This window comes from Desulfurella sp. (assembly GCF_049977265.1).
Taxonomy (GTDB): domain Bacteria; phylum Campylobacterota_A; class Desulfurellia; order Desulfurellales; family Desulfurellaceae; genus Desulfurella.
On the sequence record NZ_JBMFGQ010000064.1, the window covers coordinates 1 to 5,219 of the forward strand.

Genomic DNA, 5,219 nt, shown 5'->3' on the forward strand with positions numbered 1-5,219 from the left:
CAAGGGTGACTATGGAAATATCTGAATTAACCAGCTACATTCAAAAATATGGGTTGTTATTTATATTTGTATTTACATTTTTAGAAACAGTCGTTTTTGCAAGCCTCATTGTTCCAGGAGAAACAGTAGTAGTATTAGCTGGCGTAATGGCCCAAAGAGGATACTTAAAAATAGAATCTTTATTGCTTATTGTTATGATTGCAGCTTTTTTAGGATATTTGATAAGTTATTTTATAGGTTCTTTGTTTGGAGACATTATCATCAAAAAAAGATTGCTGAAAGATAAATACTATAAACCAACACAGTACTTTTTTAAAAAATATGGGGGTATATCTGTTTTATTTAGCAGGTTTTTATCACTTTTAAGAAGTTTTACTGCGTTAGTCGCTGGCGTTTCAAAAATGAATTTTGTTGTATTTGTTATTTTTGATGCTCTAGGTGCCGTTTTGTGGGGCATCTTTTATGTGTATTTGGGGTATTTTTTAGGTTTGCAATTCCAGGAGGTTGAAAAGTATTTTGGTTTAGCTGGTATAATTATGTTAATTGGTGGAATTTTAATTTTTTATATGTTTTATAAATACAAAGCTAAAAGGAGGTAAACTATGGAAAAGCTTATCTTGAGCATCCCGTTTTATGCTACAAATTCGCACGACGAATTTGTAGCAAGAGCAACAAGCGTAAATGGATTTGAAACTGGTCCATATCCAGAAGGTTTCAACTTAGATGGGAAGCTAGATTGTATTATTGGTTTTAAAGAATTTGAAAAGCTGCAGAGAGTTTCAAAGGATGAATACTCTAGTATTATTATCCTTTTTAGAGCAATTACTCGCAATACAGTAGTTAATCATTTAATTATCGGGTTTTATGAGACAGATTATTTAAATCCAAAAGAAATTGCACCTGGTGTTTATAAAATAAATGGCACAAATGCACACTTTGTATCGACAAATGATTCTATAAATGTATCAGATCAAATAATAGCCTACAATCTACAAAATAAAATTTTACGCTCGAATAGTCAAAATCACCCTGAATATTCTCAATGGTTAACAAATTGGTATAATGAAATTATTTCAAAGGAAAACAAATTTGAACATTATAAACAATACTGCCTCGATTTAAGGCAGAAGACAATTTCTTAAGGGGAAAAATTATGAGTGAGGTAGATAAAAAAGTCATTGCTATATGCGGAGCCGGTGGATGTGGTAAAAGTACGCTTGTAGAAGATATACTGTTTGTAAATAAAAAAATTACAAGAAAAGGCTCAACAGAAAAGGGTAATTTAACAATGGATTTTGATAGCGAAGAAATGGAGCGAAAAGTATCCATACAACTTTCTATTGCTAACATACAAATCAATAACTCTATAATTTATTTAATTGATACACCCGGATATCACAACTTCATTGGCGATGCACTTTGTGGTATAAAAGCTAGTGATTGCGCTATTTTGGTAGTAGACATACAAGAAGGCGTTAAAGCCCAGACAGAGCGCTTTTATTATGAGTTAGAAAGGGAAAAAAAACCTTTTGTGGTGTTTGTTAATGCTATAGATAAAGAAAATAGCGATTTTAAAAAAGCCTTTAAGTCAATAAACGAGTTATTTAAAGCCATTGCGTTTGAATTACCCATCACAAAAGACAATAAAACTGTTGGTTACATAGACATATTAAGTCTAAAGGCCTACAATTTCAACCAAGAAGAAATTAACTTGCCAGATGAATTAAAAGACGAAGCAGACAATTATCATTCGCAAATGATAGAGGAAGTTTCTTCTCTAAAAGACGAACTGCTTGAGAATTATTTATCTGGAGACGCACTTAACCAGGAACTTTTTAGTAACACTTTGTTTGAAGCTATTCAATCGCAAAAAATAATACCTGTGCTTGTTGGCAGTGCTTTTCTTGGTTACAACACACAAAAATTAATTGATTTTGCAAACACCTATCTGCCTTCGGCTAAAAATGAAGATAATACTTCAAAAGGCCTTGTTTTTAAAACCTACAATGATCCTCAATCTGGTAAATTAAGCTTAATTAGGGTATTAAGCGGAAAATTTCCGCCAGATAGCGTTTATTACAACCTGAATAAAGAACAAGAAGAACGTATAGGAGCTGTTCAAACTTTAATTGGTAAAACCACTACAAATATGACATCAGCTGAAGCAGGAGATATAATTGCAGTAGCCAAATTAAAATATACACAAACGGGCGACACATTATCAAATGACAAAAAAGATACGCCAGTTGAGTTTGTAAAAATGCCACTACCTTTTATTTCTTATGCTGTATATGGTTCATCGAAAAACGATGATGAAAAAATTTCTACATATATGGGTAAAATTTTAGAGTCAGATCCTACACTTTCATTTAAGAAAAATATAGAAACAAATGAGTTTATCTTAACAGGGATGGGTGCGAACCACTTAGAAGTGGTAGTTTCTCGTCTAAAAAAGTTTGGACTCGACATTAAGCTAAAACTACCAAAAGTAGCATACAAAGAAACTATAAAAGAAAAAACTACACACAAGGCAAGATTTAAAAAACAAACGGGAGGTCATGGACAATTTGGGGACGTGACAATAGAAATAGAACCTCTGCCAAGAGGTGCTGGCTTTGAATTTGTTGACATGATAGTAGGTGGCGCAATACCTCGTCAATTTATACCATCAGTTGAAAAAGGCGTAAAATCTGCTATGGAAAAAGGACCGCTGGCAGAATATCCCATAACAGATATTAAAGTTAAGCTCATAGATGGCATGTATCACCCTGTTGACTCAAGTGATTTTTCATTTCAGATGGCAGGCTCAATGGCATTCAAAGAAGGTGTACAAAAATGCAAACCAACACTTTTAGAGCCAATTCTTGAAATGGAAGTTTTTGTGCCAGAAGAAAATGTAGGCGACATAATAGGAGACATTAATGCAAGACGTGGCAAGATGCTCAAAATGGAAACATATGGGAAAAGACATAATTTTAAACAAGTTGTGGTTTTGATACCTGAAGCAGAAATTTTAGAATATGCGCCTACGCTACGTTCCTTAACATCCGGTAGAGGCTTTTTTAGAACAAAATTTTATGGCTACGAAGAAGTACCGGCTCAAAAAGCACAAAAAATTATTGAGTCAGCCAAATCTCAAGAAAACTAAAGGGTCTTTAATGACCCTTTTTATTGATTTTTAAGATTAAATTATTATAATCTTTACTTGTGAGTAAAAAGGATCTTATTGAATTTATTAATAATGCAAGCAGTCAGGAAATAGATTTCTTAAGCGAAATAGTAAAAAATTTAGATAGTTCACATATACGCTATTTTGACAAATTAATTGGCATAAAAAGAAATGAAAATGTTACTTTAAAGCCAGGTATAAATAACAAAAACATATATGGAGTGGTGCATGGCGGTGCTATTTGTAGTCTTATAGATATAGCACTTGGCGCTGAAATTTTTAAAACTATTGGCATAGATAAAAAAATATACACACTCGAGTTAAAAGTAAATTTTACAAAAGCAACAAGCGATAGTGAATTAAAGACTCAGACTAAAATTCTACATCTTGGCTCTACAACCATCGTTGCCCAATGTCTAGTAATAGACGACAGTGAAGATATAGTAGCTGTTGGTTTAGGGACATTTTATATAGTTCAATGAACTTAGATACTTTTGATTATGATCTTCCAAAAGGACTTATAGCCCAAAAACCTCACATTCCGCCAGATGAATGCAGACTTTTTGTATATAACAAAAAAAATAAAAGTATTTCACATAAACTATTCAAAGATATTATAGAATTCTTATCTCCAGGTGGTCTAATAGTACTAAATAATACCAAAGTAATACCTGCAAAACTATCTGCAAAAAAAGAAAGTGGTGGTACTATTGGTATTTTGCTTATTGAACAAATTGAAAAAAATACATATTATTGTTTTATAAAAGGAAAAATAAAACATGATACAAAAATCAACCTTGCCAAAAATCTAAAAGCTACAATTATACAAACAAATGGGCAAAAAAAAATTATAAAATTTGACACCACTAATGATATTAGAGAATATCTTTATGAAATAGGTTCTATGCCGCTTCCACCTTATATTAAAAGAAAAAACAAAGAATTTGATGCTTTAGATAAACAGTATTATCAAACTGTTTTTGCTGAAATTGAAGGTTCAATTGCAGCACCTACTGCCAGTTTGCATTTTACCAGTAATTTGCTTGATCAAATTAAACAAAAAGGAGTTCAAATAGCCTATATCACTTTGCATGTTGGACTTGGTACATTTAAAAGCGTTGAAACTCAAAATATACAAGAGCATAAAATGCATGAAGAATATTTTGAAATATCGGCAAAAACAGCACAAATATACAATAAAGCTAAACTTGAAAACCGAAATATTTTACCAGTTGGAACTACCGTTGTTAGAGCATTAGAGAGTGCCTCAAATGTTCAAGGTTATATTAAACCAACTTCTGCTAAAACAGATATCTTTATTTACCCTGGTTATAAATTTAAAACAGTTGATAATATATTGACAAATTTTCATTTACCTAAATCAACACTCATAATGCTTGTTGCAGCTCTTATCGGCATAGAAGATACACACTTTTGCTATAAAAAAGCTATTGAAGAAAAATACAGGTTTTTTAGTTATGGTGATGCATTTTTAGTTATTTGAATACATAATCTGTCTTAGTGCTTCATACAATACAATTGCCACCGAATTTGACAGATTAAGTGATCTTACAGTAGATTTCATTGGTATATTAATACATCTATCAAAGTATTTGCTTATATACTCATATGGAAAACCGCCTGTCTCAGATCCAAACATTAAAAAATCGCCAATATTATATTTAACTTCATAATAACTAAGTTTTGCTTTCGTAGTAGCTATATAAAAGTTAATATTGCTATTTTTTTGAAAAAAATCTTCTATAGAATCATAAATTATAAGATCAAGATTTTCCCAATAATCAAGGCCTGCACGTTTGAGTTTTTTATCTGTAAGTGTAAATCCAAAAGGTTTTATCAAATGTAGTTTTACACCCAAACCTACACAGAGCCTTGCAATATTTCCTGTATTTTGAGGAATATCAGGACAGCACAAAACGACATTTAATGAAATGTTATTAAATTGATCTAACAGGAATATTCTTTGCATGAATTTATCTCAAACCCCCTGGCAGTACCTACTCTTGCCTGGGCGTTCCCAGACTACCAT

General features: G+C 31.8%; 6 protein-coding genes. 5 read left to right on the top strand and 1 reads right to left on the bottom strand.

Annotated features, from left to right (window positions below; genetic code table 11):
• The 5 genes from ACP5FO_RS08355 to queA all read left to right on the top strand — a co-directional run.
• Positions 1-599, top strand: a 599-nt coding sequence (locus ACP5FO_RS08355) for a DedA family protein (RefSeq protein ID WP_428157368.1), incomplete at its 5' end; no start/stop codon positions are given.
• 3 nt (positions 600-602) lie between these two features.
• Positions 603-1,142 carry a hypothetical protein gene (locus ACP5FO_RS08360; RefSeq protein ID WP_428110739.1) on the top strand — a complete coding sequence of 180 codons (540 nt, stop codon included), beginning with the start codon at positions 603-605 and terminating at the stop codon, positions 1,140-1,142.
• Positions 1,143-1,153: 11 nt separating this feature from the next.
• Positions 1,154-3,148, top strand: coding sequence for an elongation factor G (locus ACP5FO_RS08365; RefSeq protein WP_428157369.1), 1,995 nt, complete (start codon positions 1,154-1,156; stop codon positions 3,146-3,148).
• Positions 3,149-3,207: 59 nt separating this feature from the next.
• Positions 3,208-3,651 carry a PaaI family thioesterase gene (locus ACP5FO_RS08370; protein WP_428110737.1) on the top strand — a complete coding sequence of 148 codons (444 nt, stop codon included), beginning with the start codon at positions 3,208-3,210 and terminating at the stop codon, positions 3,649-3,651.
• Positions 3,648-4,673, top strand: a complete 1,026-nt coding sequence (queA, locus tag ACP5FO_RS08375; protein ID WP_428157370.1) for a tRNA preQ1(34) S-adenosylmethionine ribosyltransferase-isomerase QueA — start codon at positions 3,648-3,650, stop codon at positions 4,671-4,673. The genes ACP5FO_RS08370 and queA overlap by 4 nt, the downstream gene beginning before the upstream one ends.
• Here the strand turns inward: queA and ACP5FO_RS08380 are convergent.
• Positions 4,662-5,123 carry a tRNA (cytidine(34)-2'-O)-methyltransferase gene (locus ACP5FO_RS08380; RefSeq protein WP_428157371.1) on the bottom strand — a complete coding sequence of 154 codons (462 nt, stop codon included), beginning with the start codon at positions 5,121-5,123 and terminating at the stop codon, positions 4,662-4,664. The two genes, queA and ACP5FO_RS08380, sit on opposite strands and share 12 nt — an antisense overlap.
• Between the last annotated feature and the right edge of the window lie 96 nt (positions 5,124-5,219).

Bases quoted from the DNA above. Each gene is read 5' to 3' on its own strand.
- ACP5FO_RS08360 (WP_428110739.1), top strand. From the start codon at position 603: ATGGAAAAGCTTATCTTGAGCATCCCGTTTTATGCTACAAATTCGCAC.
- ACP5FO_RS08365 (WP_428157369.1), top strand. From the start codon at position 1,154: ATGAGTGAGGTAGATAAAAAAGTCATTGCTATATGCGGAGCCGGTGGA.
- queA (WP_428157370.1), top strand. From the start codon at position 3,648: ATGAACTTAGATACTTTTGATTATGATCTTCCAAAAGGACTTATAGCC.